General features: G+C 67.0%; 24 protein-coding genes and 11 pseudogenes. 21 read left to right on the forward strand and 14 right to left on the reverse strand.

Features of this window, described 5'->3' with window-relative positions:
* Positions 1-3: 3 nt before the first annotated feature.
* The 8 genes from paaI to paaA form a co-directional block, all read right to left on the reverse strand.
* Positions 4-453: a hydroxyphenylacetyl-CoA thioesterase PaaI gene (paaI, locus tag IM543_21300; protein QOY94019.1), complete on the reverse strand. Its 450-nt coding sequence runs from the start codon at positions 451-453 to the stop codon at positions 4-6.
* On the reverse strand, positions 446-1,984 hold the full coding sequence (gene paaC / locus IM543_21305; protein ID QOY94020.1) for a 3-hydroxyacyl-CoA dehydrogenase PaaC: 1,539 nt from the start codon (positions 1,982-1,984) through the stop codon (positions 446-448). Before paaC (IM543_21305) ends, paaI begins: the two co-directional genes overlap by 8 nt.
* Before the next feature lie 4 nt (positions 1,985-1,988).
* The gene (locus IM543_21310; GenBank protein ID QOY94021.1) at positions 1,989-2,780 is read right to left on the reverse strand and encodes a 2-(1,2-epoxy-1,2-dihydrophenyl)acetyl-CoA isomerase; all 792 of its coding nucleotides are present in this window, start codon (positions 2,778-2,780) and stop codon (positions 1,989-1,991) included.
* 151 nt (positions 2,781-2,931) lie between these two features.
* Positions 2,932-4,008, reverse strand: a complete 1,077-nt coding sequence (gene paaK / locus IM543_21315) for a phenylacetate-CoA oxygenase/reductase subunit PaaK (protein ID QOY94022.1) — start codon at positions 4,006-4,008, stop codon at positions 2,932-2,934.
* Between the two features lie 16 nt (positions 4,009-4,024).
* Positions 4,025-4,537 (reverse strand): phenylacetate-CoA oxygenase subunit PaaJ, encoded by a 513-nt coding sequence (gene paaJ / locus IM543_21320; GenBank protein QOY94023.1) that lies wholly within the window; start codon positions 4,535-4,537, stop codon positions 4,025-4,027.
* Positions 4,537-5,289, reverse strand: coding sequence for a phenylacetate-CoA oxygenase subunit PaaC (gene paaC, locus IM543_21325; protein ID QOY94024.1), 753 nt, complete (start codon positions 5,287-5,289; stop codon positions 4,537-4,539). Before paaC (IM543_21325) ends, paaJ begins: the two co-directional genes overlap by 1 nt.
* An 8-nt stretch (positions 5,290-5,297) precedes the next feature.
* Positions 5,298-5,582 (reverse strand): 1,2-phenylacetyl-CoA epoxidase subunit B, encoded by a 285-nt coding sequence (paaB, locus tag IM543_21330; GenBank protein QOY94025.1) that lies wholly within the window; start codon positions 5,580-5,582, stop codon positions 5,298-5,300.
* Positions 5,583-5,653: 71 nt separating this feature from the next.
* Positions 5,654-6,640 (reverse strand): 1,2-phenylacetyl-CoA epoxidase subunit A, encoded by a 987-nt coding sequence (gene paaA / locus IM543_21335; protein ID QOY94026.1) that lies wholly within the window; start codon positions 6,638-6,640, stop codon positions 5,654-5,656.
* Positions 6,641-6,744: 104 nt separating this feature from the next.
* Here paaA and paaX point away from each other — a divergent pair, with 104 nt between their 5' ends.
* The 14 genes and pseudogenes from paaX (at position 6,745) to IM543_21405 (ending at position 14,784) form a co-directional block, all read left to right on the forward strand.
* Positions 6,745-7,671 carry a phenylacetic acid degradation operon negative regulatory protein PaaX gene (paaX, locus tag IM543_21340; GenBank protein QOY94027.1) on the forward strand — a complete coding sequence of 309 codons (927 nt, stop codon included), beginning with the start codon at positions 6,745-6,747 and terminating at the stop codon, positions 7,669-7,671.
* A 51-nt stretch (positions 7,672-7,722) separates the two neighbouring features.
* Positions 7,723-8,868 carry a hypothetical protein gene (locus IM543_21345; protein QOY94028.1) on the forward strand — a complete coding sequence of 382 codons (1,146 nt, stop codon included), beginning with the start codon at positions 7,723-7,725 and terminating at the stop codon, positions 8,866-8,868.
* A 3-nt stretch (positions 8,869-8,871) separates the two neighbouring features.
* Positions 8,872-9,108, forward strand: a complete 237-nt coding sequence (locus tag IM543_21350; protein QOY94029.1) for a hypothetical protein — start codon at positions 8,872-8,874, stop codon at positions 9,106-9,108.
* Positions 9,109-9,291: 183 nt separating this feature from the next.
* A pseudogene (locus IM543_21355) lies at positions 9,292-9,657 on the forward strand (Ig-like domain-containing protein).
* A gap of 72 nt (positions 9,658-9,729) precedes the next feature.
* Positions 9,730-10,020: pseudogene (locus IM543_21360) on the forward strand (calcium-binding protein).
* Between the two features lie 111 nt (positions 10,021-10,131).
* Positions 10,132-10,938: pseudogene (locus tag IM543_21365) on the forward strand (hypothetical protein).
* A gap of 84 nt (positions 10,939-11,022) precedes the next feature.
* Positions 11,023-11,316: pseudogene (locus tag IM543_21370) on the forward strand (type I secretion C-terminal target domain-containing protein).
* A 117-nt stretch (positions 11,317-11,433) separates the two neighbouring features.
* Positions 11,434-11,691: pseudogene (locus IM543_21375) on the forward strand (calcium-binding protein).
* Positions 11,692-12,006: 315 nt separating this feature from the next.
* A pseudogene (locus IM543_21380) lies at positions 12,007-12,537 on the forward strand (type I secretion C-terminal target domain-containing protein).
* Between the two features lie 213 nt (positions 12,538-12,750).
* Positions 12,751-13,236 (forward strand): annotated as a pseudogene (locus IM543_21385) (hypothetical protein).
* A 180-nt stretch (positions 13,237-13,416) separates the two neighbouring features.
* Positions 13,417-13,803, forward strand: a pseudogene (locus IM543_21390) (type I secretion C-terminal target domain-containing protein).
* Positions 13,792-13,974: pseudogene (locus IM543_21395) on the forward strand (hypothetical protein). Before IM543_21390 ends, IM543_21395 begins: the two co-directional pseudogenes overlap by 12 nt.
* Positions 13,975-14,085: 111 nt before the next feature.
* Positions 14,086-14,535 (forward strand): annotated as a pseudogene (locus IM543_21400) (type I secretion C-terminal target domain-containing protein).
* A 144-nt stretch (positions 14,536-14,679) separates the two neighbouring features.
* Positions 14,680-14,784 (forward strand): annotated as a pseudogene (locus IM543_21405) (hypothetical protein).
* A gap of 582 nt (positions 14,785-15,366) precedes the next feature.
* Here IM543_21405 and IM543_21410 read toward each other — a convergent pair.
* Both IM543_21410 and pmbA read right to left on the reverse strand, forming a co-directional pair.
* Positions 15,367-15,606 carry a hypothetical protein gene (locus IM543_21410; protein QOY94030.1) on the reverse strand — a complete coding sequence of 80 codons (240 nt, stop codon included), beginning with the start codon at positions 15,604-15,606 and terminating at the stop codon, positions 15,367-15,369.
* Between the two features lie 20 nt (positions 15,607-15,626).
* Positions 15,627-16,991: a metalloprotease PmbA gene (gene pmbA, locus IM543_21415; GenBank protein QOY94031.1), complete on the reverse strand. Its 1,365-nt coding sequence runs from the start codon at positions 16,989-16,991 to the stop codon at positions 15,627-15,629.
* A 107-nt stretch (positions 16,992-17,098) separates the two neighbouring features.
* Between pmbA and IM543_21420 the strand changes: the two genes are divergently transcribed.
* The 3 genes from IM543_21420 to IM543_21430 are packed head-to-tail and all read left to right on the forward strand — an operon-like array spanning position 17,099 to position 18,998.
* Complete coding sequence (locus IM543_21420; GenBank protein ID QOY94032.1) at positions 17,099-17,698, forward strand: DUF615 domain-containing protein; 600 nt, start codon at positions 17,099-17,101, stop codon at positions 17,696-17,698.
* Entirely contained in the window at positions 17,676-18,302 is a 627-nt protein-coding gene (gene mog, locus IM543_21425) for a molybdopterin adenylyltransferase (GenBank protein ID QOY94033.1), read from the forward strand. The genes IM543_21420 and mog overlap by 23 nt, the downstream gene beginning before the upstream one ends.
* 30 nt (positions 18,303-18,332) lie before the next feature.
* Positions 18,333-18,998, forward strand: a complete 666-nt coding sequence (locus tag IM543_21430; GenBank protein ID QOY94034.1) for an alpha/beta hydrolase — start codon at positions 18,333-18,335, stop codon at positions 18,996-18,998.
* A 182-nt stretch (positions 18,999-19,180) separates the two neighbouring features.
* Here IM543_21430 and IM543_21435 read toward each other — a convergent pair whose 3' ends face one another.
* The gene (locus IM543_21435) at positions 19,181-20,506 is read right to left on the reverse strand and encodes an aspartate aminotransferase family protein (protein ID QOY94035.1); all 1,326 of its coding nucleotides are present in this window, start codon (positions 20,504-20,506) and stop codon (positions 19,181-19,183) included.
* Positions 20,507-20,635: 129 nt separating this feature from the next.
* Here IM543_21435 and IM543_21440 point away from each other — a divergent pair, with 129 nt between their 5' ends.
* The gene (locus IM543_21440; protein ID QOY94036.1) at positions 20,636-21,190 is read left to right on the forward strand and encodes a carboxymuconolactone decarboxylase family protein; all 555 of its coding nucleotides are present in this window, start codon (positions 20,636-20,638) and stop codon (positions 21,188-21,190) included.
* 9 nt (positions 21,191-21,199) lie between these two features.
* Here IM543_21440 and IM543_21445 read toward each other — a convergent pair whose 3' ends face one another.
* The 3 genes from IM543_21445 to IM543_21455 form a co-directional block, all read right to left on the reverse strand.
* Entirely contained in the window at positions 21,200-22,048 is an 849-nt protein-coding gene (locus IM543_21445) for a fumarylacetoacetate hydrolase family protein (protein QOY94037.1), read from the reverse strand.
* An 87-nt stretch (positions 22,049-22,135) separates the two neighbouring features.
* Complete coding sequence (locus IM543_21450) at positions 22,136-22,498, reverse strand: c-type cytochrome (GenBank protein QOY94038.1); 363 nt, start codon at positions 22,496-22,498, stop codon at positions 22,136-22,138.
* Positions 22,495-23,043 carry a cytochrome c gene (locus IM543_21455; protein QOY94039.1) on the reverse strand — a complete coding sequence of 183 codons (549 nt, stop codon included), beginning with the start codon at positions 23,041-23,043 and terminating at the stop codon, positions 22,495-22,497. Before IM543_21455 ends, IM543_21450 begins: the two co-directional genes overlap by 4 nt.
* Before the next feature lie 194 nt (positions 23,044-23,237).
* Here IM543_21455 and IM543_21460 point away from each other — a divergent pair, with 194 nt between their 5' ends.
* From IM543_21460 to ctaD, 3 genes are read left to right on the forward strand one after another with little or no spacing between them, the layout of a single operon-like run.
* On the forward strand, positions 23,238-23,531 hold the full coding sequence (locus IM543_21460) for a c-type cytochrome (GenBank protein QOY96800.1): 294 nt from the start codon (positions 23,238-23,240) through the stop codon (positions 23,529-23,531).
* Positions 23,532-23,538: 7 nt separating this feature from the next.
* Positions 23,539-24,480, forward strand: a complete 942-nt coding sequence (locus IM543_21465) for a c-type cytochrome (GenBank protein ID QOY94040.1) — start codon at positions 23,539-23,541, stop codon at positions 24,478-24,480.
* A complete protein-coding gene (gene ctaD / locus IM543_21470) occupies positions 24,477-26,999 on the forward strand; it encodes a cytochrome c oxidase subunit I (GenBank protein QOY94041.1) in 2,523 nt (840 codons plus the stop codon). Before IM543_21465 ends, ctaD begins: the two co-directional genes overlap by 4 nt.
* Position 27,000: the final 1 nt, after the last annotated feature.

Below are 27,000 nucleotides of genomic sequence, written 5' to 3' on the forward strand. Positions count from 1 at the left end.
TCCTTAAGCGCCGGCGTCTGCCACCATGCCGCTAACCCGGTGCGACTTGCCGCGGAACAGCGCCACGCCGCGTCCCTCCTGGTTGGTGACCTTGATGTCGTAGACGCCGGTCTTGCCCTGCAGGGCCTGCTCCACCGCTTCGGCCACCAGCACGTCGCCCGCGCGTCCGGGCGACAGGTAATCGATGGTGCAGCCGGCGCCCACGGTATTGAAATTGTGCGAATTGCAGGCAAACGCAAAGGCGCTGTCGGCCAGCATGAAGATGTAGCCGCCGTGGCAGGTCGCGTGCCCATTGAGCATGTCGGCGCGCACCCGCATCGACATGCGCGCATAGCCGGGGCGGATCTCGTCGAGCGTCATGCCCAGCGCCTGGCTGGCCGGGTCGCGTTCGTACATGGTCTTGCCGGCCAGCTCGGCCAGCGCCTGCAGTTCGCCGTGCCGATCGCTATGCATGGAAGCGCGCTCCGTGCGGATTGGCGGCCAGCTTGCGGCGCAACAGCGGCGAGACCCGGTAGCGGTCTTCGCCATAGGTGGCGGCCAGGTTCGACAGCACGGCGACGATGTGCTCCAGCCCGACGCTGTCGGCCCAGGCGAGCGGGCCGCGCGGGTAGTTCACCCCTTTCTGCATCGCGATGTCGACTGCGCGCGCGTCGCACACACCCTGGTTGACGGCGTCGGCAGCCTCGTTGGCCAGCATGGCGACGGTGCGCATCACAGCCATGCCGGGCACGTCGTCGAGCCGGGTAACGGCGAAGCCGGCGGCCTGGAACAGGCCGACCACGGCGTTGTAAGCGGCCTCGCTGCACTGGTCGGCGCGCGCCAGCGCGATGCGGGTGGCGCCGGCCGGGTCCAGCAGCAGGTCGTAGACGACGGTGTCGTCGTGCCAGCTCTCGGCGGCGCGCTCCGTGGCGCTGCGGCCATCGGTGAGATACACGGCTGCGCCCTGGCACACGAAGCCCGGCGTATTGTCGAGGGCCTCTTCGTGCGGCAGCGCGTAACCGGCAGCGGCAAGGCGCGCCGCGAGTGGGGCGATCATGCCGGATTCGCCACCGACGATCGACACCGATGCCGGCCTCGCTTGCGGCGCTTCGGCCTGTGCGGCCGGCTTCTCGACGCCTTCGCCGTAGCGGTAGAAGCCGCGGCCGGTCTTGCGGCCCAGGAAGCCGGCATTGACCAGTTCCTGCTGCAGGATCGAGGGCGTGAAGCGCGGGTCGCCGAAATAGGCCTGGTAGACCGAGTTCGTGACCGAGAAGTTGACGTCGTGGCCGATCAGGTCCATCAGCTCGAAGGGACCCATGCGGAAACCGCCGCAGTCGCGCAGCACGGCGTCGATGGTGGCCGGGTCGCCGGCCTGTTCCAGCAGCAGGCGCAGGCTTTCCGCGTAATACGGACGGGCCACGCGGTTGACGATGAAGCCGGGCGTCGACTTCGCATGCACCGGGTTCTTGCCCCAGGCTTCGGCGGTGGCGTGGACCGTGTCGGCCACACCCTTGTCGGTGGCGATGCCGCTGATGACCTCCACCAGCGCCATCAGCGGCACCGGGTTGAAGAAGTGCATGCCGACCAGGCGCTCCGGACGGTGCAGCGGGGCGGCAATGGCGGTGACCGAGATCGACGATGTATTGGTGGCCAGGATGCAGTCGTCGCCGACGATGGTTTCCAGTTCGCCGAACAGGGCGCGCTTGGCGTCCAGGTTCTCGACGATGGCTTCGACCACCAGCGCGGCGGCGCCGGCTTCCTGCAGCGTGCCGATGCGCTTCAGGCGCGCACACGCCGCCTCCGCGTCCTCGAGGCGCATGCGGCCTTTCTCGACCAGCCTGGCGTAGGCCTTGTCGATGCCGGCAATCGCCTTGTCGGCCGCTTCGGGCCGGGTGTCGAACAGCAGCACCTGGTGGCCCGCGCTGGCGGCTACTTGCGCGATGCCGGCACCCATGGCGCCGCTGCCGACGACGGCGACGATGCTGTTTTTCGGAAGTGCCTGCATGTTCTTATTCTCCCTTGAAGTGCGCCGGACGCTTGGCGATGAAGGCGGCGACGCCTTCGCGGTAGTCGTGGCTGTAGCCCAGTTCGCGCATCATCTCGCCTTCGAGCTTGAGCTGTTCCGGCAGGGTGTTGGACCAGCTGGCCTGCAGGGCTTTCTTGGTGAAGGCCAGGCCGCGGGTCGGCGCGGCGGCGAAGTGCTCGGCCATGGCCATGGCCTGGTCCATCAGCGCGTCGTCGGGCACGCAGGCCCAGATCAGGCCCCATTGCTCGGCCTTCTCGGCGGTGAGCTTCTCGCCCAGCATGGCCAGCCCGGTGGCGCGCGCCGGGCCGATCAGGCGCGGCAGGTGCCAGGTGCCGCCGGTGTCGGGGATCAGCCCGAGCTTGCAGAAGGCTTCGATGAAGCTGGCCGATTTCGCGGCCAGCACGATGTCGCAGGCCAGGGCCAGGTTGGCGCCGGCGCCGGCGGCCACGCCGTTGACCGCGCAGATCACCGGCATCGGCAGCGACTTGAGCGTCAGCACCAGCGGGGCGTAGAACTTCTCGACCGATTCGCCCAGGTCGACGCCGGGTGCGCCCGGCGCCACGGCGCGGTCTTGCAGGTCCTGGCCGGCGCAGAAACCGCGGCCGGCGCCGGTCAGCACCAGCACCCGCACGGATTTGTCGGCCTGCAGCTTGTCGAGGGCGTCGCGCACTTCGAGGTGCATGGCCTGGGTGAAGCTGTTCAGGCGGTCGGGGCGGTTCAGGGTCAGGAGGGCGATGCCGTTCTCGATCTTGAACTGGATGGATTCGTAGCTCATGGTTGTCTCCAAGTCTTATTGTTGTCCTATGCTCCGTCATTCCCGCGAAGGCGGGAATCCAGGTTCGTTGCCGAGCTACGAACGTCCAATTGGATCCCGGCCTTCGCCGGGATGACGGTCTTTAAGCAAACGGTGCAGGCAAGCGCCGCGCCTATTCGGCGATGTCGAAGTCGACCACGACCTTGTCGCTGATCGGGAAGCTCTGGCAGCTGAGCACGAACCCGCGCGCGACTTCGTAATCTTCCAGCGCGTAGTTGACGTCCATCTCCACCTGCCCGTCGAGCACCTTGCAGCGGCAGGTCGAGCACACGCCGCCCTTGCAGGAGTAGCGCATGTCGATGCCCGCGCGCAGGCCGGCGTCGAGGATGGATTCCTTGTCCTTGTCCATCGTGAAGCTGGCCGCGCTGCCGTCCATGATGACGGTGACTTCGGTCAGGTGCTGCTGCCCGGCTTCCACCCTGCGCGGCTTGTGCTCGTGCTTGGGGATGCTGGCCGCGAACAGCTCGATGCGGATCTGCTCTTTCGCCAGCCCGGCCGCCTGCAGCGACCGCGACACGCCGTGCATCATGTCTTCGGGGCCGCAGATGAAAGCCACGTCGATGTCCTCGATGTCGATCCAGTGGCGCAGGAACAGGCCGCATTTCTCTTCGGTGATGCGGCCGTTGAAGAGTTCGATGTCCTGCTGCTCGCGGCTCATCACATACACCAGCTTGAGCCGGTCCATGTAGGTGTCCTTGAGGTCGGTCAGCTCATCGCGGAAGATCACGCTCGACGAGGCGCGGTTGCCGTAGACGATGGTGAAGCGGCTCTTCGGCTCGGCCTGGAGCGTGGTTTTCACGATCGACAGGATCGGCGTGATGCCGCTGCCGGCAGCAAAAGCGAGGTAGTGGCGCTCGCTCTGCGGGTCGAGCGCCACGTTGAAGTGGCCCATCGGCGGCATCACCTCGAGGGTGACGCCGGGCTTCAGGTGTTCGTTGGCCCAGGTCGAGAACTGGCCGCCGGCCACCCGCTTGATCGCGACGCGCAGGGTATCGTCCTGCACCGCCGAACAGATCGAATAGGAACGGCGCACGTCTTCGCCGTCGATCATCGCGCGCAGGGTCAGGTGCTGGCCCTGCTGGTAGGCGAACGCCGGTTTCAGTTCGGCCGGGACGTCGAAGGTGACGGCGATGGCGTCGCGGGTCTCCTGCTTCACCTTGGCCACGTTCAGTGGATAGAATTTGCTCATCGGTCTCGTTGTGCTCTCAGTGGCACTTGAAGTAATCGAAAGGCTCGCGGCAGTCGAGGCACTTGTACAGCGCCTTGCATGGCGTCGAGCCGAATTCGCTGGTCAGCTGGGTGTGCGCCGAGCCGCAGTGCGGGCAGGCCACCTCGGGCGCGGCGCGGCGGCGGATGCCGGCATGCAGGCCGCTGATGTCGATCGCCTGCTGCACCGGCGGCGCGATGCCGTAGCCCTTGAGGGCGGCCTTGCCGGCGTCGCTCATCCAATCGGTGGTCCAGGCGGGCGCCAGGCGGCTGACGATGCGCACCTGCTCCAGGCCGTGCGCCTGCAAGGCCTGTTTCACCGCTTCGGCGATCACCTGCATCGCCGGGCAGCCCGAATAGGTCGGCGTGATGGTCACCACGCAAGCGTCACCATCGAAGGCGACCTCGCGCACGATGCCGAGGTCGACCACCGAGATGACCGGGATCTCCGGATCGGCGACTTCGCCGAGCCAGCTCCAGACCTGCTCCAAGTCGACGCCGACCGCGCTCATTACCACTGCGCTCCCGGGTAGGCGCGCTGCAGGAACTGCATCTCGGCCAGGATGTAGCCCAGGCGCTCGGTATGGCGTCCCTGCTTGCCGCCGCGCTGCATGTACGCGTCCGGCGACGGCATGGCGAGCGTGGCTTCCGCGAACACTTCGGCCATGTGGTCGAAGCAGTCCTTGCGCAGCGATTCGACGGCCGGGGCGACACCCTGCTCCACCATCGCGTTGTCGACCGCGTCGTAGAGGAACATCTCGCCGCTGTACATCCACAGCTCGTCCAGCGCGGCCTGCATCCTGGCGTGGCTGACATCGGTGCCGTCGCCCAGGCGCACCACCAGGTCGCCGGATCGGCGCAGGTGGTAGGTGACTTCCTTGATCGACTTGTGCGCGATCTCGGCGATGCGCGCGTCGCTCGAGCGGGTCAGGCCGTCCATCAGGAAGTAGTGCCAGGTATCGAACAGGAACTGGCGCATGACGACCTCGGCATAGCTGCCGTTGGGCTGCTCGACCAGCAGGCAGTTGCGGTAGTCGTGGGCGTCGCGGTGGAAGGCCAGGCGGTCTTCGTCGCGGCCTTTGCCTTCCAGTTCGCCGGCATAGGTGAGCCACATGCGGGTCTGGCCCAGCAGGTCGAGCGCGACGTTCGACAGCGCCATGTCTTCTTCCAGCGCCGGTCCCTTGCCGCACAGCTGGCACAGTTGCTGCGACAGGATCAGGGCGTTGTCGCCCTGGCGCAGCAGATACGCGATTTTTGCTTCCATGGCGGGGCTTACAGGTTCTTGACTTCTTCCGGCATCGGGAAGAAGGTCGGGTGGCGGTATACCTTGCTGTTGGCCGGCTCGAACAGGGCTTCCTTGTCGTTCGGGCTGCTGGCCACGATGTCCTGGGCGCGCACGACCCAGATGCTGACGCCTTCGTTGCGACGGGTGTAGACGTCGCGCGCGTTGTTGACCGCCATCTCGGCGTCAGGCGCGTGCAGGCTGCCCACGTGCTTGTGGGCCAGGCCGTGCTGGCTGCGGATGAAGACTTCCCACAGGGGCCATTCTTTGCTCATTCTCTATCTCCGTAATTCTTGTGCGGTCATGCGTAGGCTGGTTGAACGCGCGGGCGGGAGACCCGCCCACCCTACGCGACCCGCTTTGCGGCTTTCTTCTCGGCGTGGGCGACCAGGGCGTCGCGGAACCATTCGCCGTCTTCGTACGCCTTGACGCGGGTGCGCAGGCGCTCGCGGTTGCAGGGGCCGTTGCCCTTCAGGACGTTATAGAACTCGCTCCAGTCGATGGGGCCGAAATCGTAGGAACCGCGCTCTGCGTTCCATTTCAGGTCGGGGTCGGGGATGCTCAGGCCCAGGTATTCGGCCTGCGGCACGGTCTGGTCGACCATGCGCTGGCGCAGCTCGTCGTTCGAGAACAGCTTGATGCGCCAGGCGGTCGACTGCGCGCTGTTGACCGACTCGGCGTCCGACGGACCGAACATCATCAGGGACGGCCACCACCAGCGGTTCAGCGCATCCTGGGCCATCGCCTTCTGTTCTGGCGTGCCCTTGGCGAGGGCCATCATGATGTCGTAGCCCTGGCGCGCGTGGAAGGACTCTTCCTTGCAGACGCGGACCATGGCGCGCGCATACGGGCCGTACGAGCAGCGGCAGAGCGGGATCTGGTTGATGATGGCCGAGCCGTCCACCAGCCAGCCGATGGCGCCCATGTCGGCCCAGCTCAGGCTCGGATAGTTGAAGATGCTCGAGTATTTCGCCTTGCCCGCGTGCAGCGCCTGCAGCAGCTCGTCGCGCGACACGCCCAGGGTTTCGGCGGCGCTGTACAGGTACAGGCCGTGGCCGGCCTCGTCCTGGATCTTGGCCAGCAGGACCGACTTGCGCTGCAGCGTCGGGGCGCGCGTGACCCAGTTCCCTTCCGGCAGCTGGCCGACGATCTCGCTGTGCGCGTGCTGCGAGATCTGGCGAATCAGGGTCTTGCGGTAGGCCTCGGGCATCCAGTCCTTGGGCTCGATCTTGATGCCGGCGTCGATGCGCGCCTGGAACGCCGCTTCTTCGGCGTTCATGTCTTCTTCGGTACGGACTTTCTTGAGTCCGGTCTCCACCATCTGTGCGTACATGCTGGTCTCCGTTGCGAACTTCTTCAAACCATAATACGATACAAAAAATTGGATGTACACCAAAATTTTGAATCATATTGCGGCGTTCTGCTACCATTACCAACATGACAAGACTCACCAGCGGCGAGTGGATCGACCACTTCCTCACGACCGACCCGCCCCGCCATAAATCCCTGGTCATGACCTTGTGCGGCGACGCCATCGCCCCGCACGGCGGCGCCTTCTGGCTGGGCAGCATGATCGAGTTGATGGCGCCGCTCGGCGTATCCGACCGGCTGGTGCGCACCAGCGTGTTCCGCCTGGTGCAGGAGGGCTGGCTGGCGGCCACCCGCGAAGGGCGGCGCAGCCGCTACGCGCTCGATCCGGCAGCCCTGCCGCGCTTCGAGCGCGCCAATCGCCGCATCTATTCGCCGCCGGGCTTGCACTGGGACGGCCGCTGGACCTTCGTGCTGGCGCCCGCCAGCAGCATCGACGGCGACCTGCGCGCGCTGCTGCGCAAGGAATTGGAATGGGAAGGTTTCGCGATGCTGGCCTCGGGCGTGATGGCCCATCCGGCTCCCGACCGCGACACCCTGCGCGAACTGCTGGCGCGCGCCGGCGCCGTGGACAAGGTCTTCGTGTGCGATGCGGCCGAGCTGCCGGGCGTCGGCGCGCGTCCGCTGCCGGAACTGGCGGGCGATGCCTGGGACCTCTCCAGCGTGGTCGCGGCCTACCGCCAGTTCATCGACGGTTTCACGCCGGTGGCAGCACTGCTGGAAGAGCGCGCCGGCATCGCCCCGCAAGACGCCTTCGCCATCCGCAGCCTGCTGATCCACGCCTACCGGCGGGTGCAGCTGCACGACCCGATGCTGCCGCTCGCGCTGCTGCCGGGTCCGTGGCCGGGCAGCGACGCCTACGAGCTGGCCAGGCGCATCTACCGGCTGACCCATGCCCGGTCCGAGGAACACATCATGACGATGCTGCGCAAGGAAGACGCATCGACGCCGGAAGCGGACAGCGATTTCCATGCGCGCTTCGGCGGTCTCGCCTGAGCCTTACGGTATCATCGCCTTTTTACCCAACACCCATCAACAGGACACACCATGTCTATCAAGATCAGCAGCCAGTTCGACGCTGGCGCCATCGAGGTCGTGAACGCCACCAGCGCGAACGCCATCGACCTGAACATCCGCAAGGATTCGCACGCCAACATCGTCCAGTGGTTCTACTTCCGCCTGCAGGGCGCGCAAGGCCAGGCCTGCACGATCCGCTTCCTGAACGCCGGCCAGTCCGCCTATCCGGCCGGCTGGGAGGACTACCAGGCGATGGCCAGCTACGACCGCGTGAACTGGTTCCGCGTGCCGACCTCGTACGACGGCCAGGTGATGAGCATCGAGCACAGCCCGGGCATGGACAGCGTCTACTACGCCTACTTCGAGCCGTATTCGTGGGAGCGCCACCTGGAGCTGCTCGACCGCGCCCAGATGTCCGAGCACGTGCGCATGCTGGACCTCGGCTCGACCGTCGACGGCCGCGACCTGAACATGCTGGTCATCGGCGAACCCTCGCCCGAAAAGAAGAAGGTCTGGGTGATCGCACGCCAGCACCCGGGCGAGACGATGGCCGAGTGGTTCGTGGAAGGCATGCTCGACGCCCTGCTCGACCCGGCGCATCCGTTCGGGCGCCAGCTGCTCAAGGAATCGGTGTTCTACGTGGTGCCGAACATGAACCCGGACGGCTCGGTGCGCGGCAACCTGCGCACCAATGCGGCGGGCGCCAACCTGAACCGCGAGTGGATGAACCCCTCGATGGAGCGCAGCCCGGAAGTCTTCCTGGTGCTCAAGAAGATGCACGAAACCGGCGTCGACCTGTGCCTGGACGTGCACGGCGACGAGGGCCTGCCCTACGTGTTCGTGGCCGGCAGCGAATCGCTCCCGACCTGGACCGAGGCCCAGGCGGCGGCGCAGCAGCGCTTCATCGACGACTTCAAGATCGCCAGCCCGGACTTCCAGGACGTGCACGGCTACGGCCAGACCCCGTTCACCGACGAGACCCTCACCATGGGCTCCTCGCACGTCACCCACGCCTTCGGTTGCCTGTCGCTGACCCTGGAACTGCCGTTCAAGGACAACGCCAACGACCCGGACCCGCAAGTGGGCTGGGACGGCGCGCGCAGCGCCCGCCTGGGCGGCGCGGTGCTGCAACCGGTGCTGAACGCGGTGCGCGCGCTGCGTAGCGGCCAGGAGTAAGCCATGAGCGTCTTCGCCGCCCCCGTATTCGACGCCACCGTCGTGTTCGAAGGCCAGGAGCTGTTCAAGGGCCGCGGCGCGGCCCAGAACTGGGCCGAAAAAGTTGCGAAAGAGCTGGAGACCGAGGTCGGCGTCGAGAAGATCGGCACCGGCTGGGCCTTGACGGCCACGGTCGATGGCGAAGCGCGACGCTGGGGAATTTTCGGCCAGCGCCTGAGCCGCATCGAGCAGGCCGGCTGACGCCGGCCGTCTCCACCCGCCCGCTTCGGCAGGCCAGAAAACGCTCCGCTCGCCGGAGCGTTTTTTTCGACTGCGCAGGCGCCATGCCGGGCGCATAATTGTGAATTCGTTGTATTTTTTCCTAGACATGTACAGATGAGTGGGCGATAGTCGCCGCTGACTTTTACTGCGTCCGCCCCCATCATGCTCGAATCGCCAGGCCATCTTCCTTCGTCCGTCCTTTGGCACGTCGCCACGGGCGGTTCGGCGAGCGCCACCGCCGATACCACGGCGCAGGGGCTGGTATCCGGTCCCGCCAGCGGTCACGACGTGCGGGCCAACCTGGTCTTTACCTTCGACCGGCCGGTCAAACTTGGCAGCGGCACCCTGTCACTCCATGTCAACGGCATCGGGGAGATCTACCTGGCCGATGTCGGCACCAACCCACGTCTTACCGTGGAAGGCAATACGCTCAGCTTCGATCCTCCGGAAGATTTGAAGGCCAAGACCTTCCACATCATCCAATTCAGCGAGAACGCCATCCTCGACCTGGCCGGCAATCCGATTGCGGTCGCGGCACTCTTCGAGACCGGAATCAGCCCCACGCCCGTCGACGCGACCGGAACCGACCAGGACGACAGGATCCATGGAAGCGATCTTGCCGACACCATTTCCGGCGGCGCCGGCAGCGACTACCTGTACGGCTACGGGGGCGACGACCTCCTCAATGGCGGCGACGAACCCGGGACGGACTTCTATGGTGACTTCCTGTTGGGCGGTGCCGGCAACGATACCCTGAACGGCAACGGTGGCAACGACCAGCTGTTCGGCGAAGACGGCGACGACCTCCTCGACGGCGGTACCGGCAACGATAGGCTGAACGGTGGCGCGGGCGCCAACATCCTGCTCGGCGGCGAAGGCAATGATTTCCTGACCGCCGCCAAGGGAACGACCGGCAGGCTCGATGGTGGTGACGGGGACGACACGCTACAAGGCTACAGTGGCGTGGACTTCGCCGGCGGCGCCGGCAAGGATATCCTGCGCATGACGATCACGGGAACCGCCGGGTCGGTGCTCGATGCCGGCATCGGCGACGACCGCGTCGAACTCGCCTGGGACAGCCCGAGCGGCGCCAGGCTCGCACTGCAGGGCGGCGCCGGCAGCGATACCTACGCCATCCTGGCGGTCGACATCGCGGCCGATGGCGACGCCGGCGCACGCGTCACCGACTTCACGCCGGGCGACGGCGGCGACCGCATCGACCTGCTCCCGCTGCTGACGATCGACCACGACGGCAATCCGTTCCGGGACGGCACGGTGCGCCTCGCGGCCGAAGGTGGCGACACCCTGTTCCAGTTGCGCAGCGCACATGCGCCCGGCGGCTACTTTACCCTGCTGACGCTGGTGGGGGTTGCGCCCGCAAGCCTCACCCGCGCGAACTTTGTCGGCGGTATCGATCCGGCCGGTTCTTCCATCGGATCGACCCTGGAAGGTACGGCATCCGGCGACACGCTGACCGGGGCAATGGCGAACGACACGCTGCGCGGCTTCGCTGGCGACGATCGCCTGGTGGGGGGCGGCGGCGACGACAGCCTTGACGGCGGCGACGGCAACGACAGCCTGTATGGCCGCAGCGGAAACGACCTGCTGATCGGCGGCGCCGGCAACGACGTGCTGGATGAAACGAGCGATCTTTCCGGCAGCAACCGGCTCGAGGGCGGCATCGGCAACGACCGGCTGAGCGTGGCCTCGAGCGGCGTCAATCTGCTCGACGGCGGCGCCGGCGACGACATCCTGGCAGGCGGCAAGGGCGCCGACAGCCTGCTGGGCGGGGACGGCAAGGACACGCTCACGGTCGACGGCGGCGGCAACGAGGGCGCCCGCGCGGTGAGCCTGGACGGCGGCGCGGGCGCCGATCTGCTGCGGATCGGCGCCATGTCGCCATTGGCGACGGTGACGGCACTGGGCGGCGCGGGCGCCGACGTCTTCGCCATCCTGAGTCCGCAATCGCATGTGCGGATCGACGATTTCTCCACCGCCGAGGGTGACCGCCTGGAACTGCGCGGGATCATTCCAAGCAATCTCGACGACAATCCCTTCGGCCCGCTCGCCTATCTCAAGGCCGAGCAGGTCGGCGGCGATACCCTGATCTATGCGGACGCCGACGGCGCGGCCGGGTCGGCGCACCGGTTCGAACTGGCGGTGATACTGCGCGGCGTCTCGCTGCCGGACCTGACGCGGGCCAGCTTCAGCGGCGGCTACGACAAGCTCGGCAGCGACGTCGGCTACACCATCGTCGGTACCGACCAGAACGATCTCCTGCAGGGCGAGGATCTCGACGACACCATCCATGGCGGCGCGGGAAACGACGAGATCCACGGCGGCAAAGGAAACGACGATATCGATGGCGGTGAGGATTTCAGTTACAACGGCAATAACCTGCACGGCGACTCGGGCGACGACATCCTGCGCGGCGGGATCGGCAACGACCGGCTCGACGGCGGCAGCGGCGACGACCGGCTGCTTGGCGGCGCCGGCGACGACTGGCTGGTGGATGCATCGGGCAACGATATTTTCGAAGGCGGCGATGGTCACGACAGCATCCGTACCACCAACTACTACGGCATCCCCGACGACACGCCCGGTGCGCCTGCGTACACCATCTTCATCGACGGCGGGGCCGGCAACGACGACATCGAGGCCTCGCTCGACGCCGACACCATCCTGGGCGGCACCGGCAACGACAAAATCCTTATCTTCCGCTCGGCCAAGGACCTGACGGGACAGGCGCCGGCGCGGATCGATGCCGGCGCCGGTGACGATCTCATCCACATCGGCGCCTGGAGCACGACCGTATCGCGGATCGACGCGACCGGTGGCGAAGGCCGGGACACCTACCGGTTCAATGCCAACGATGCCATGCCGGTGCTGGCGATCACGGATTTTGCGCTGGGGCCTGGTGGCGACCTGCTCGACATCTTCTCGCTGCTGGACTATGTGAACGGCAGCGGCAATCCGTTTGGCGTACTGAACAAGCTGCGGATCGAACAACGCGGCAGCGACACCGTCATCCAGCGCGAATCGGCTGGCCCGGATGTCGCATGGCGCGACGTCGTCATCCTGCGTAACACGCAAGCCGCCGCACTGAGCGGCGATGATTTCGTCGATGGTGCGCGTCCGGACGGCTCGCCGGTGGGGTTCGACCGCAGCGGAACGGACGCGCACGAGACGATGGAAGGCGGGCGCCTCGACGATATCCTGCGCGGTGGCGACGGCCATGACCGGCTGCTCGGCGGCTTCGGTGCGGACAGCCTGTATGGCGACGCCGGTTTCGATTACCTGGAGGGCGGAGAAGGCGACGACCTGCTGGTCGGCGGCGCCGGCAACGACAACCTGGTCGACAACGCGGGAAGCAACCGTCTCGACGGCGGCGACGGCGACGATGTTCTTGCGCTGACCGGATCGGGCAGCAGCGAACTGTTCGGCGGCGCAGGCAAGGACCTGCTGCGCAGCCATGCCGCCAGCGCCGTACTCGACGGCGGCACAGGCGACGACACCTTCGAGGTCGGCAACTCCCAGTTCGACCTGGCCGACGCCTCGGTGACCATCCATGGGGGCGAGGGCCACGACCTGATTACCGTTGCCCTTGGCGGAACACAGCAAATGACGGTCGTGGCGGACGGCGGCGCCGGCCAGGATACCTACCAGCCCATCGGCATACCGCAGAACGCCAGCCTGACGATCCGCGACTTCCAGACCGGCGAAGGCGGCGACCTGCTCGACCTGAGCCGTGTGGTCGATCTGGCGGGCGGTCCCAATCCCTTCAGTAGCGGCAGCGGCGTGCGGATCGAACAGCGCGGAGCCGATGCCGTGTTGCAGGCGCGGGTAACGGAGGGCGGCAATCCGGTATACCGCGACGTGATCGTGTTCGCCGGACTCGACAAAGCGGCGATCGGCGCAGCGAACGTCGTCTGGGGCTTCAATCCGGACGGCTCCAGCGTCGGTCGCAGCATCGTCGGCACCGACGGGGCCGACACGCTGACCGGCGGCTGGCTGGACGACAGCATGGCGGGCGGCGCGGGCAATGACAGGCTGGAAGGCCTGGCCGGCAACGACCATCTGATGGGCGGCGACGGCGACGACTTGCTGCTGGGAGACTTCTACGTGCTCACGCCGCCGGGACAATACGACCCGGTACCAACCGGCGACGACATCCTCGAGGGCGGCGCCGGCAACGATGAACTGGTCAGCATACGCGGCAACGATGTACTGCGCGGCGGCGACGGCAACGACACCCTGCTGCTCGACACCGACCATGACGGCGCCGGCATGCAGCGCCAGCGCGTGGCAATGCACGGCGACGCCGGCGACGATCTGCTGCGCGTCCGGCCTGCCGCGCAAGCGCTCTACGACATCACCCTGGAGGGCGGAGCGGGCAAGGATACTTTCTCGATCGACTGGCCGCTCACGCAGGGATCGATCGTCATCACCGACTTCCAGGCGGGCGCCGGCGGCGATGTGCTCGACGTCTTCGACATGCTCGGTGTGACGCTGGGCGACAACTCGCCGTTCGCAACGGGCCAGTACCGCTTCGTCCAGCGCGGCGCCGATGCGGTGCTCCAGATCGACGCCGCCGGCAAGGGCGAGCACCGCGATTTCCTCACCCTGCAAAACGTCGACAAGAACCAGCTCGCCGCCGCCAATATGCTGCATGGCCTGCGGCCGGACGGATCGACGGCCGGCATCGAGTGGACCGGTACGGAAGGAAGCGACTACAAGGTCGGCGACTGGCTCGACGATACGCTACGGGGCGGCGGCGGCGACGACAGCCTGGACGGATCGCGGGGCGACGACCTGCTCGACGGCGGCGACGGCAACGACGTCCTCTCCGATCGCTACGGCCGCGACACCCTGCTGGGTGGTGCCGGCAACGATTCCCTGAACGGCTACGGCGACGACATCCTGCGTGGCGGCGACGGCGACGACACCCTCGTCAATATGAGCCGTGGCGGCATGCTGGACGGCGGCGATGGGGCCGACCGTCTCTGGCTTCGCGGCGACCACACGGCCCCCGAGACCGCCGGCCTGCACGCCACCATGCTGGGCGGCGCGGGCAACGATGTGTTCACTGTCCACTCCTCCGTGGATGACAGCATCGCACAGGCCACCGGCGGGGCCGGCCGCGACGTGTTCGAGGCCGGCGGGCATTACACGGTCACCGATTTCCAGGCGGGTCCGGGGGGCGACCGGATCGCGGTCATGCCGATGCTCAATTGGCTCATCCAACGGGACCCATTTGCCTCGAACGTCTTACGCCTGGTGCAAGACGGCGCCGATACGCGCCTGCAGTACGACCGCGATGGAGAGGGCGCTACCTACGGATTCAAGACGATCATGACCTTGAGCGGCGTGAATGCCGCTGCGGTCACTTCCGCCAACATCCTGGAAGGCTACAGCCCCTGGCCCGCGCCGCCTGTGGTCATACCGCCGCCGCCACCACCGCCACCGCCCCCTCCTCCGCCACCGCCGCCGCCACCACCGGTCGCCACCGACCCGCCGGTCACGCGCACCGGCGACAGCGGCAACGAAGTCCTGAGCGGCGGCAGCGGCAACGACCGCCTCGACGGCGGCGAAGGCGACGACATGCTGATCGGCGGCGCCGGCAACGACACCCTGGTCGGCGGCGCCGGCCTGGACAGCGCACGCTACACCGGCGGCAAGGCCGACTACACGGTCACGCGCACGGCAGGCGTGTTCCAGGTCGCCGACAAGCGTAGTGCAGGCGGCGACGGCAGCGACACCCTGGCCGGCGTCGAACGCCTCGTCTTCAATGACGGCGCCATGGCGCTCGACATCGACGGCGTGGCCGGCCAGGCCTTCCGCATCTACCGCGCCGCCTTCGACCGCGATCCGGACCTGGGCGGGATGGGGTTCTGGTTGTCGGTGATGGACCGGGGCGCCACCACCTATGACGTGGCGGCCGGCTTTGCCGCGTCAAAAGAGTTCGCCGACTTGTACGGCGCGGCGCCGACCAACGCGGAACTGGTCATGCGCATGTACAAGAACATCCTGCACCGCGAGCCGGATGCGGGGGGCTACGCCTACTGGCTGGATATCCTGGACAGTAAAAGGGCCGACCTGCCGGGCGTGCTGGCCCTGATCAGCGATAGCGGGGAAAACCGCGATGCGGTGGCCGAACTGATCGCCAACGGCATCGCGTATGTGCCGTATGGCGGCTGAGACCAGCTGAAGCCGGCTGAAGCCGGCTGAAAAACGCCCTTAGAGTTCGACGTCCAGGTGCTTGTTGACCCAGGCGCCGGCATCGTCGAGCGAGTCGAAATGCAGGGTGGCGATGGTGGTCTTGTCGGGCGCCAGGAAGGTGGCGTAGGCCTTGCGCGCCTCGTTGCCCGAGCTGAGCAGGTCGGAAGGCTGCGACAGCTCGACGGTGGCCACGAGGTCGAGGTTGAGCAGGACGCTCTTCTGGCTGTTTTCCTTGTCGATACGAACGAACTTGCTCATGCTTGCCTCCGCTTGAATGCTTAAGAGCCGGCCACGACCATCTTCTCGATCAGGATCGAGCCGGTCGATTTATTGCCCCGAGTAAGCACATCGTTGCCGATTGCCACGATCTGCGTGAACATTTCGCGCATATTGCCGGCAATGGTGATTTCTTCCACCGGGTACTGGATGACGCCGTTCTCGACCCAGTAGCCGGACGCGCCGCGCGAATAATCGCCGGTGACGTAGTTCACGCCCTGCCCCATCAGTTCGGTGACCAGCAGGCCGGTGCCCATCTTGCGCAGCATGCCTTCGAAGTCGTCGGCGCGCTTGGTAGCCGTCGAGACGATGTCGAGGTTGTGCGAGCCGCCGGCGTTGCCGGTGGTCTGCATGCCCAGCTTGCGCGCCGAGTACGACGACAGGAAATAACCCTGCAGCACGCCCTTATCGATCACCTTGCGGCGGGCGGTGCGCACGCCTTCCTCGTCGAAGGGCGCCGAGCCGACCGCGCCGATCAGGTGCGGGTCTTCGACGATGTTGATGTGCTCCGGGAAGACCTGCTTGCCCAGCGTATCGAGCAGGAAGCTCGACTTGCGGTACAGCGCGCCGCCCGAGACGGCTTGCACGAAGGCGCCGAGCAGGCCGGCGGCCAGCGGCGCCTCGAACAGCACCGGGCAGCTGCGGGTGTCGAGCTTGCGCGCGTTCAGGCGCGCCAGTGCGCGCTCGGCGGCGTAGCGGCCCACGGCTTCCGGCTTGGCCAGCTGCTTGGGGTCGCGTGCCGAGGTGTACCAGTCGTCGCGCTGCATCTTGTTGCCGCGGCCGGCAATCGGCGCCACCGAGATGGTGTGGCGCGAGAACGGGTAGCCGCCGATGAAGCCGCGCGAGTTGGCGCCGACGAAGTGCGACTGCTGCACGTAGACGCTGGCGCCTTCGCTGTTGCTGATGCGCGGGTCGACCTCGAAGGCCGCGTTCTCGCAGCGCTGGGCCAGTTCGACCGCTTCCTCGGTGGAGATCTGCCAGGGATAGCACAGGCGCAGGTCGCGCGGCTGCATTTCCAGCAGCTCGGCGTCGGGCAGGCCGGCGCAGTCGTCTTCGGCGGTGAAGCGGGCGATGTTCCAGGCCGCTTCCACGGTGTCCTTCAGGGACTTGCTCGAGAAGTCGGAGGTATTCGCGTTGCCGCGGCGCTGCCCGTAATACACGGTGACGCCGATGCCCTTGTCCTTGTTCTGTTCGATGGTCTCGATCTTGCCTTTACGTACGGACACCGACAGACCGCTGCCTTCGCTGATCTCGACCGAGGCATCGGTGGCGCCCTGCTCTTTGGCGAAGGCCAACACGTCGCGGGCGAGCTGTTTCAGCTGGTCCTGGGTATGGGTAAACGTAGAGGTGATCGCGGAGTCGTTCATATCGTGTTTTTCGTAGCTCGCCCTAAAACAGTTATCATAGCAGCCGTTTACAGTTTTCACTGATCGGCCCAGCGCCAATCGGAACAATCACGAGTTTCCCTCAAATTATGCCTAATCCAAACCGCGGCTCCGTCGGCTTCCAGTCCAACGAATTCGACCAGGAGTACGAACGCCCGTCCAAGTCCGAAGCCAAGCGCCAGTCGAACGAGCTGCAAAAGCTCGGCGAACAGCTGGTCGATGCGCCGCGCGACCGCGTCAAGCGCGTCGAGATGCCCGAGGACGTCAAGGAAGCCATCCTGACGTGCCAGACCATCACCAACCACGAAGGCCGCCGCCGCGCCCTGCAGTTCGTGGGCAAGAAGATGCGCACGCTCGACGAAGAAGAAGTCGCCGTCATCCAGCGCACCATCGACAGCTGGAAAGGCGCCTCGAAGGCCGAAACCGCCGCGCTGCACGCCCTCGAGCGCCGCCGCGAGAAGCTGCTGGCCGACGACAAGGCCCTGACCCAGCTCCTGGAAGAAAACCCGAGCCTGGACGCGCAGCACCTGCGCACCCTGATCCGCAACGCGCGCAAGGAACAGGCCGAGAACAAGCCGCCCAAGGCCTACCGCGAGATCTTCCAGATCCTGAAAGACCTGGGCAAGAAGCCGAAGCAGGCGGATGCCGACGACGAGGAAGCGCTCGATGACGAGTCCGACGACGAGTGAACCGACGCTGGTGATCGGGCTGGTGTCGGTATCGGACCGCGCCAGCGGCGGCGTCTACGAGGACAAGGGCATTCCCGCCCTGGCCGACTGGCTGGCGCAGGCCATCACCACCCCCTACCGTATCGAAACCCGCCTGATCCCCGACGAGCGCGCGGAGATCGAGCGCACCCTCGCCGACCTGGTCGACAACGCACGCTGCCACCTGGTGCTGACCACCGGCGGCACCGGTCCGGCGCGGCGCGATGTCACGCCGGAAGCGACGCTGGCCGTGGCCACCAAGGAGATGCCGGGCTTCGGCGAGCAGATGCGCCAGATCAGCCTGCGCTTCGTGCCGACCGCGATCCTGTCGCGCCAGACCGCGGTGATCCGCGAAGTCCGGGACGCCGATCATGCGGCCCTGATCATGAACCTGCCGGGCCAGCCGAAATCGATCAAGGAAACGCTCGAAGGCCTGAAGGACGATGCCGGCAAGGTCGTCGTCGGCGGCATCTTCGCGGCCGTGCCGTACTGCATCGACCTGATCGGCGGACCGTACATGGAAACCAACCCGGCCGTCAGCAAGACCTTCCGCCCGAAGTCGGCGCTGCGTCCTCCTGCCGCCTGAACGCATACCGAGCGCATACAAAGGAAATACATGGAGCTGCTGCAAAACATCGAGATCGAAACCGCGCCGAACCCGCAAGTGGCGGTCATCTGGCTGCACGGCCTGGGCGCCGACGGCAACGACTTCGTGCCGCTGGTGAATGAGCTGGACCTGGCCGGCCTGCCCGGCATCCGCTTCGTGTTCCCGCATGCCAAGACGATGCCGGTGACGATCAACGGCGGCTACGTGATGCGCGCCTGGTACGACATCACCGGCGCCGAGCTGACCCGGCGCGAGGACGAAGGCGGCCTGCGCGCCTCGCAGCGCGACGTCGAAGCCCTGATCGCGCGCGAGAAGGCACGCGGCATCCCGGCCTCGCGCATCATCCTGGCCGGTTTCTCGCAGGGCTGCGCGATGACGCTGCAGACCGGCATGCGCCACCCCGAGCAGCTGGCCGGCATGCTGTGCCTGTCGGGCTACCTGCCGCTGGCCAATGTGGTCGTCGACGAACGCACCCCGGAAAGCCTGGCCACGCCGATCTTCATGGCCCACGGCACCCACGACAACGTGGTGCCGTTCGCGCGCGCACGCGAGTCGAAAGACCTGCTGGCCTCGCTCGGCTACGGGGTCGAGTGGCACGAGTACACCATGCAGCATTCGCTGTGCCAGGAAGAGGTGCAGGATATCTCGACGTGGCTTCGCAAGGTGCTGGCGTAGGACAGCACCCGACACCGTAGGGTGGGCGGCTCCACCCGACAATGTGACTGGCAATACCATCAATGCCGCCCACGCGTTCAGCCAGCAGGAGAATAGCCGTTTCGGCTGTTTGAAGGTGATGTGAACGCGTGGGCGGCGTTTGTCTTCCCGGTGAATCGTTTTGCAGGGTGGAGCCGCCCACCCTACAACTTCAGCGCCGCCTCCACCGCATCGGCCAGGCGCGACACGATCTCCGACAGGTCCGCCGCCGTCGCAATGAAGGGCGGCGCCAGCAGCACGTGGTCGCCGTGCTGGCCGTCGATCGTCCCGCCCATCGGGTAGACCATCAGCCCGTTCTCCATCGCCTTGGCCTTGATCGCCGCGTGCAGCTTGCGCTCGGGCGCGAACGGCGCCTTGGTGGCGCGGTCCTGCACCAATTCCAGCGCCAAAAACATGCCGCGTCCGCGGATGTCGCCCACGTGCTCGTGGTTGCCGAACACGTCGCCCAGCATGCGCCGCAAGGTCGCGCCGCGGCTGCGCACGCGCCCCAGCAGGTCGTCGCGTTCGATCACCTTCTGCACTTCCAGCGCCGCCGCCGCCGCCACCGGATGCCCGATGTAGGTGTGCCCGTGCTGGAACACGCCGCTGCCGCTGCGCAGGCAGTCGACGATGGTCTGGTGCGCCAGCACCGCGCCGATCGGCTGGTAGCCCGCGCCCAGGCCCTTGGCGATGGCGATGATGTCGGGCGCCACGCCGTCCTGCTCGATCGCATACATGGTGCCGGTGCGGCCCATGCCGCACATCACCTCGTCGGCGATGAACAGGATGCGGTAGCGGTCGCAGATGTCGCGCACGCCCCGGAAGTAGCCCGGCGTCGGTGGGATCGCGCCGCCGGTAGCACCGACCACCGGTTCGGCGACGAAAGCGATGATGTTCTCCGGCCCGGCCTCGAGGATCCGGGTTTCCAGCTCGTCGAGCAGGCCGGCGGTATAGTCGTCCACGCTCTGGTGGGCGGCGCGGCCGCGGTATTCGTAGCAGGCGTTCACGCGCACCGTGTCCATCAATAGCGGCGCGAAGGCCTTGCGGCGCCACTCGTTGCCGCCCACCGCCAGCGCGCCGAGCGTGTTGCCGTGGTAGCTCTGGCGCCGTGCCATGAACAGGCGGCGCTGCGGCTCGCCCGCCTCGACCCAGTACTGGCGCGCCAGCTTGAGCGCCGTCTCCATCGCTTCCGAGCCGCCCGAGACCAGGTAGACGGCGCCGATGTCCTGCGGCGCGCCGGCAATCAGGCGGTCGGCCAGTTCCTCGGCCACGTCGGTGGTGAAGAAGGCGGTGTGGGCGTAGGCGCAGCGGTCGATCTGGCGGTGCATGGCGGCGATCACGTCAGGGTGCCCGTGGCCGAGCGAGGACACGGCCGCCCCGCCGCTGGCGTCGATATAGATCCGGCCGGCCTTGTCGCGCATGCGGATGCCGCTTGCCGACACCGCGGTCGGCGGCACCTGGCGCAGGTTGCGGTGGAGGATATGGCTCATTGCGGCTCCTTGGTCAGAACAAGGGTTTGACAATAAGCGTGCGGCGCGCCGGTTCTTTTGATTTTTAAAGAACGCTGTGCAATTATTTTCTAATTACAACACGCCTTTCTGAGCAACTCACGCCCGCTGATGACCGACCGACTCGGACCGATCGCGCCCGAAGCCATGACCGCCGCCCAGCGCGCCGCGGCGCAGGCCATCATCGATGGCCCGCGCGGCGCCGTGTACGGCCCCTTCGTGCCGCTGCTGCGCAGCCCGGAGCTGATGGAGTACGCCCAGCGCATGGGCGAGTACCTGCGCTACCGCAGCGCGATCGGGGTGCGGCTGTCGGAACTGGCGATCCTGGTCACGGCGCGTCAATGGAACCAGCAGGTGGAATGGGCGATCCATGCGCCGATCGCGGCGCAGGTGGGCATCCCCGCTTCGGTGATCCACGCGATCGCCGAATGGCGCAGGCCCGACGACATGCTGGTGGACGAAGCCGTGGTGCACGATTTCTGCGTCGAGCTGCACCAGGCGAAATCGGTGTCGGACCGGGTGTATGCGGATGCGCTGGCGCTGTTCGGCGAGCAGGGGGTGGTCGACCTGATGGGCGTGAACGGGTACTACACCTTCCTGGCCATGGTGATGAACACGGCCAGGACGGCGGTGCCGGCGTCCAGCGCGCAGCCGATGCCGGTCTGACAGGCCGGATTACTTCGGGAAGGCGAGGACTTCCTGCTGCTGCTCGCCGAGACCGGCGATGCCGAGCCTGAGCTTGTCGCCCTTCTTGAGGAAGCGCTGCGGCGAGCGTCCCATGCCCACGCCCGGCGGGGTGCCGGTGGTGATGATGTCGCCCGGCTCCAGCGTCATGAAACGCGACACGTAGCTGACGATGTGCGCCACCGGGAAGATCATGTTCGACGTATTCCCGGTCTGCATGCGCTTGCCGTTCAGCTCCAGGTAGAGGTCGAGGTCCTGGACGTCGTAGATCTCGTCGCGCGTCACCAGGAAGGGGCCGACCGGACCGAAGGTGTCGCAGCCCTTGCCCTTGTCCCACTGCGAGCCCATCTCGAACTGGAAGGCGCGCTCGGACAGGTCGTTGACCACGCAATAGCCGGCCACGTACTTCAGGGCCTCGGCTTCGTCCACGTACTGCGCACGGGTACCGATCACGACGCCCAGCTCGACTTCCCAGTCGGTCTTCTTCGAACCCTTCGGCAGCTGGACCGGATCGTCCGGGCCGGACAGGCAGCTGATCGCCTTGGTGAAGAAGATCGGTTCCGTCGGCACCGCAGCCCCCGTCTCGGCGGCGTGGTCGGCATAGTTCATGCCGATGCCGATGAACTTGCCGACGCCCCTGACCGGCACGCCCAGGCGCGGATTGCCGCGCACGAGCGGCAGCGTTTTCGGGTCGACCTTGGCCAGCTTGCGCAAGGCCTTGTCCGACAGGACCGATGCGTCGATGTCGCCGATGATCCCGGACAGGTCGCGCAGGCGGCCCTCTTCGTCGAACAGGCCCGGTTTTTCCTTGCCGGGACGGCCGTAGCGTACCAATCTCATTGTTGTATTCCCCGTATTGAACTGGCCCATGCATGGGCAGGGGGCGATGATACCAAGGATCGCGCAGGGCGGCGGCGGTTCGGCCGCTCAGCGGGTCAGGAGAAACGCGCTGATGTCGAGCGCATCGCGTTCGCTTACCCCCATGTTGGGCATGGCGGTTTCCGGATCGATCGACTGCGGGTCGCGGATCCAGCGCACCAGGTTGGCCTGGTCGTGCGGCAGCGAGCCGGCCAGCACCTTGCGCCGCGCCATGTCCTCGAGGGGCCGGCCAACGTACACCTTCGATCCGGACACGCCCGGAATGATGTGGCAGGACTGGCAGGCGTACTGGGTGACGGCGATCCTGCCGCGCTCCGGGTCGCCCTGTACCCCGACCGGCGGCCGCTGGGGCGAACAGGCGGCCAGGCCGGCCAGCAGCAGCACCGCCGCCGCCACGCGCGGAAGGTTCATTTCGTCTCTCCCTGTGCGGTCGCGATCCGGTAATCCTGTGGGCTCATCGTCGGCAGCGTCGTCACGAAGGCCACCACCGCCCAGATCTCGTCGTCGCGCAAGTGGTATTCCCAGGCCGGCATGCCGCTCATCTTGATGCCGTGCCTGGTGATCCAGTACAGCTCGCGCGGCTTCCAGTGCCGGGTCGCGTCCACCAGCGGGCCGGGAATCGGCTGCATGCTCATGCCGATGGTCGACGGCGCCACGGCGGGCCCGCCGTGGCACTGCACGCAGTTGTCGCGGTAGACCTGCGCGCCCAGGCGCAACTGCTGTTCGCCACCCAGGCCGGAGGCCGGCAGGGCGACGTCCTGCGCGTGATTGCGCACCGAGTACGCCAGGCCCTCTCCCAGCACCGCGTACACCATGGGGAAGTGCTGGGCCGTGGCCCCGATGTTGTACCAGCCGCCGAACAGCAGGGCCAGCCCGGCCGCGCCCGCGGTAACGCCGGCCGCCAGCAGGGTCAGTACAGCGGTCTTCACGATCAGCCGTTGGCGGTTGGAAAGCATGTCGGGAGCGCGTCCGATTGAATTGTTAAAAAATTTACATCATTCTTTTGTGTATTATAAAAGCGACTCCACAATTCTGATTTTCAAGCGTGCGCCCCCTACCTTCCCACGAATTCGCCCGCAAGAGCACACCGGCTGCCGCTACGCTGCTGGCCTGCGCCATGCTGCTCGTCGGCTGCAAGGAAGAGCGTCCCATGACCGTCCCCGGCGGCGACGCGCAGCAGGGCCTGCGCCTGACCACCCAGTACCAGTGCGGCGCCTGCCACACGATTCCCGGCGTGCAGGGCGCCGCGGGCGATCAGGGCCCCTCCCTCGAGCACGTCGGCCGCCTGAGCTACATCGCCAGCGGCGTTCCCAACCAGCCCGCCAACATGGTGCGCTGGCTGCGCGTGCCGCATGCCGTCAGGCCGGGCACCGAGATGCCGTCGATGGGTCTTACCGAGCAGGAGGCGCGCCACATCGCCGCCTTCCTGTACACCTTGCAATGAGGCGGCGATGAGTCTTCCTGTCGACGGCACGCTGCAGTCCGTCCTGCACCCGGCCGGCTGGGACGCCGCCATCATCAGCCAGTTCGCCTGGGTGATGTTCGGCGCCGGCGCCGTGATCTTCATCGCCGTCATGGCGCTGCTGTACCTGAGCCTGCGGCGCCGCGAACGGCCGGCGCATGCGCTGCTCTGGATCGGCGGCGGCGGCATCGCCTTCCCTGTCGTCGTGCTCAGCGCGCTGCTGGCCTGGAGCACCTGGCGCAGCGCCCAGCTGGCGCCGCAAACCTCGCACGATGCGCTCGTCATCTCGCTCACCGCCAAAATGTGGTGGTGGGAGGTGCGCTACCGCGACCCGGCGAGCGGGCGCGAGATCGTCACCGCCAACGAGATCCACATCCCCACCGGACGCGCGGTCTACCTCGGCCTGAATTCGGCCGACGTGATCCACAGCCTGTGGGTGCCGTCGCTGGCCGGCAAGCGCGACATGGTGCCGGGCCGCGTCACCGGCCTGAACCTGCGCGCGGACAAGCCCGGCGTCTACCGCGGCCAGTGCGCCGAGTACTGCGGCGCCCAGCACGCCAAGATGGCGCTGCACGTGGTGGCCCTGCCCCCGCACGAGTTCGAGGCCTGGCTGGCGCGCCAGGCCCAGCCTGCCATGCCGGCGAACAACGCGATACTCGAACGCGGCCGCAGCGCCTTCCTGGAACAGCGCTGCCAGGCCTGCCACACGATCCGCGGCGTGGCCGAAGAGGCGCACCAGGGGCCGGACCTGACCCACGTCGGCAGCCGCATGTACATCGCGGCCGGCACCCTGCGCACCCGCCACGACACCCTGAAAGCCTGGATCGCCCACCCGCAGGCGGCCAAGCCCGGCGTCTTCATGCCGGGCTCGCCGGAGCTCGACCGCGACACGCTGGACGCGCTGGCCACCTATCTCGAGCACCTGAAATGACGCAGCCCTCCAACACATTGCCCAGTTCCCTGCCCCGGCCGGAGGACGAATTCGAGCGCCTCAAGGAAGTCTGGCGCACCCCTACCGGCTGGCGTTTCTTCAAGTCGGTCAACAACACCAGCATCGGCCTGCTCTACATCGGCACCGCGCTGCTGTTCTTCATCCTGGCCGGCATCCTGGCGCTCGTGATGCGGGTGCAGCTGGCGGTGCCCGACAATACCCTGCTCAGTCCCGGCACCTACAACCAGGTCTTCACCATGCACGGCACGGTGATGATGTTCCTGTTCGCGATTCCGATCGTCGAGGCGATCGCCGTCTACCTGCTGCCCAACATGCTGGGCGCACGCGACCTGCCCTTCCCGCGCCTGTCGGCCTATGCCTATTGGGCCTACGCCTTCGGCGGCCTGGCCTTCTTCTGCACCGTCTTCGTGGGCCTGGCGCCGGACGGCGGCTGGTTCATGTACCCGCCCTACACCGGCAACACGTATTCGCCCGGGCTGAACGCCGACTTCTGGCTGCTCGGGATCGGCTTCATCGAGATCTCGGCCATCGCCGGCGCGGTCGAGCTGATCGTCGGCATCCTGTTCACGCGCGCGCCGGGCATGACCCTGCGCCGCATGCCGGTGTATGCCTGGGCCATGCTGGTGGTTGCGGTGATGATCGTGTTCGCCTTCCCGGCGGTGATTGCCGGCACCGCCCTGCTGGAGCTGGAGCGCGCCTTCGACTGGCCCTTCTTCATCGCCGAGCGCGGCGGCGACCCGATCCTGTGGCAGCACCTGTTCTGGTTCTTCGGCCACCCCGAGGTCTACATCATCTTCCTGCCGGCCGCCGGCATGGTCTCGACCATGGTCCCGACCCTGGCCGCCACCCCGCTGGTGGGACGGCGCGCCGTCATCGTGGCCCTGGTGGGCGTCGGTTTCTTCAGCTTCGGGCTGTGGGCGCACCACATGTTCACGGCCGGCCTGGGCGTGCTGGAGATGAGCTTCATCTCGGCGGCCAGCATGGCGGTGGCCATCCCGACCGGGATCCAGGTGTTCGCCTGGCTCGCCACGCTGTGGAACGGGCGCGTGCGCATGCATTCGCCCACGCTGTTCCTGATGGGTTTCATGTTCATCTTCGTGCTGGGCGGCCTGACCGGCGTGATGGTGGCGGTGGTTCCCTTCGACTGGCAGGTGCACGACACCTATTTCATCGTGGCCCACCTGCACTACGTCCTGATCGGCGGGATGGTGTTCCCGGTGTTCGCCGCGCTGTATTACTGGTTCCCCCAGGTCAAGGGGCAATGCCTGTCCGAGCGCCTGGCGCGCTGGGTGTTCTGGCTGATGTTCGGCGGCTTCAACCTGGCCTTCTTCCCCATGCATATCACGGGCCTGCTCGGCATGCCGCGCCGGGTCTACACCTACGATGCGCAGCTCGGCTGGAACCTGCTGAACATGCTGTCCACGATCGGCGCCTTCATCTTCGCGCTCGGCGTGCTGGTCTTGATCTTCGATGCCGTGCGCACCCTGCGCCGGCCGGAAAAAGAACCGGGCAACCCCTGGAACGCGGCGACGCTCGAGTGGCTGCCCGCAGGCTCCTACGGCAACCATAGCATCCCGCGCATCAGCTCGACCAATCCGCTATGGGACCAGCCGAGCCTGTCGGAGGAAGTCGCGCGCGGCCAGCATTACCTGCCGGGCACCGCCACCGGCCTGCGCGAGACCATCGCCACCAGCCCGGTCAGCGCCGAGCCGCGCTACCTGATGGTGCTGCCGGGCGACAGCTGGCTGCCCGTCATCGCCGCCCTCGGCACGGCCGGCTTCTTCCTGCTGCTGACGGTGAAGGCGATCCTGCTGGCCTGGACCTTCGGCCTGGTGGCGGTGGCCGGCACCGTCGCCTGGCTGTGGGAATCGGACCGCAAGCCGCCGATCGCACAGGCGCGCGTCGCCGACGACCTGGTGCTTCCGGTAAACGCAAAAGGCGCGGCCTCGCAATCCTGGTGGGGCACGATGGTGATGCTGGTGGTCGATGCCAGCATCTTCGCTTCGTTCTGCTTCGCCTACATCCATGTCTCGATGCGCCTGCTGGTCTGCCCGCCTCCCGGCGCCGCCTTGCCGGCCCTGCCCTGGCAGTTCGTCTCCGCCGGCCTGCTCCTGGCGAGTTCGGTCTTGATGCTGCTGGCGGTGCGCGCGCTCGGCAAGCGCCGCCTGCCCTGGCTGGTGCTGCTGGCGCTCGGCTGCACCGTGGCCTCGTTCATGCTCGACCTGCGCGGTCACCAATATGCCGGCCTGGACCCGAGCGCCAGCGCCTGGGGCGCCGCGATCGGCGCGCTGCTCGGCTACCAGGGGCTGCACGTGGTGGTGCTGGCGATCGCCGGCCCCTACCTGTGCCTGCGCACCTGGCGCGGCCACCTGGGTGAGCACAGCCGCGCCACGCTCGACAACGTCGCCCTGCTGTGGCACTACACGACGCTGCAGGGCATCGCCGGCATGGTGCTGGTGCAGGGCCTGCCGTCGCTGATGCCCTGGCTGATGGAGTAAG

Source organism: Massilia sp. UMI-21 (genome assembly GCA_015277795.1).
Lineage (GTDB): Bacteria > Pseudomonadota > Gammaproteobacteria > Burkholderiales > Burkholderiaceae_D > Telluria.

Coding starts and splice junctions, on each gene's coding strand:
- paaI (QOY94019.1), bottom strand. CDS start 453: ATGCATAGCGATCGGCACGGCGAACTGCAGGCGCTGGCCGAGCTGGCC.
- paaC (QOY94020.1), bottom strand. CDS start 1,984: ATGCAGGCACTTCCGAAAAACAGCATCGTCGCCGTCGTCGGCAGCGGC.
- IM543_21310 (QOY94021.1), bottom strand. CDS start 2,780: ATGAGCTACGAATCCATCCAGTTCAAGATCGAGAACGGCATCGCCCTC.
- paaK (QOY94022.1), bottom strand. CDS start 4,008: ATGAGCAAATTCTATCCACTGAACGTGGCCAAGGTGAAGCAGGAGACC.
- paaJ (QOY94023.1), bottom strand. CDS start 4,537: ATGAGCGCGGTCGGCGTCGACTTGGAGCAGGTCTGGAGCTGGCTCGGC.
- paaC (QOY94024.1), bottom strand. CDS start 5,289: ATGGAAGCAAAAATCGCGTATCTGCTGCGCCAGGGCGACAACGCCCTG.
- paaB (QOY94025.1), bottom strand. CDS start 5,582: ATGAGCAAAGAATGGCCCCTGTGGGAAGTCTTCATCCGCAGCCAGCAC.
- paaA (QOY94026.1), bottom strand. CDS start 6,640: ATGTACGCACAGATGGTGGAGACCGGACTCAAGAAAGTCCGTACCGAA.
- paaX (QOY94027.1), top strand. CDS start 6,745: ATGACAAGACTCACCAGCGGCGAGTGGATCGACCACTTCCTCACGACC.
- IM543_21345 (QOY94028.1), top strand. CDS start 7,723: ATGTCTATCAAGATCAGCAGCCAGTTCGACGCTGGCGCCATCGAGGTC.
- IM543_21350 (QOY94029.1), top strand. CDS start 8,872: ATGAGCGTCTTCGCCGCCCCCGTATTCGACGCCACCGTCGTGTTCGAA.
- IM543_21410 (QOY94030.1), bottom strand. CDS start 15,606: ATGAGCAAGTTCGTTCGTATCGACAAGGAAAACAGCCAGAAGAGCGTC.
- pmbA (QOY94031.1), bottom strand. CDS start 16,991: ATGAACGACTCCGCGATCACCTCTACGTTTACCCATACCCAGGACCAG.
- IM543_21420 (QOY94032.1), top strand. CDS start 17,099: ATGCCTAATCCAAACCGCGGCTCCGTCGGCTTCCAGTCCAACGAATTC.
- mog (QOY94033.1), top strand. CDS start 17,676: ATGACGAGTCCGACGACGAGTGAACCGACGCTGGTGATCGGGCTGGTG.
- IM543_21430 (QOY94034.1), top strand. CDS start 18,333: ATGGAGCTGCTGCAAAACATCGAGATCGAAACCGCGCCGAACCCGCAA.
- IM543_21435 (QOY94035.1), bottom strand. CDS start 20,506: ATGAGCCATATCCTCCACCGCAACCTGCGCCAGGTGCCGCCGACCGCG.
- IM543_21440 (QOY94036.1), top strand. CDS start 20,636: ATGACCGACCGACTCGGACCGATCGCGCCCGAAGCCATGACCGCCGCC.
- IM543_21445 (QOY94037.1), bottom strand. CDS start 22,048: ATGAGATTGGTACGCTACGGCCGTCCCGGCAAGGAAAAACCGGGCCTG.
- IM543_21450 (QOY94038.1), bottom strand. CDS start 22,498: ATGAACCTTCCGCGCGTGGCGGCGGCGGTGCTGCTGCTGGCCGGCCTG.
- IM543_21455 (QOY94039.1), bottom strand. CDS start 23,043: ATGCTTTCCAACCGCCAACGGCTGATCGTGAAGACCGCTGTACTGACC.
- IM543_21460 (QOY96800.1), top strand. CDS start 23,238: ATGACCGTCCCCGGCGGCGACGCGCAGCAGGGCCTGCGCCTGACCACC.
- IM543_21465 (QOY94040.1), top strand. CDS start 23,539: ATGAGTCTTCCTGTCGACGGCACGCTGCAGTCCGTCCTGCACCCGGCC.
- ctaD (QOY94041.1), top strand. CDS start 24,477: ATGACGCAGCCCTCCAACACATTGCCCAGTTCCCTGCCCCGGCCGGAG.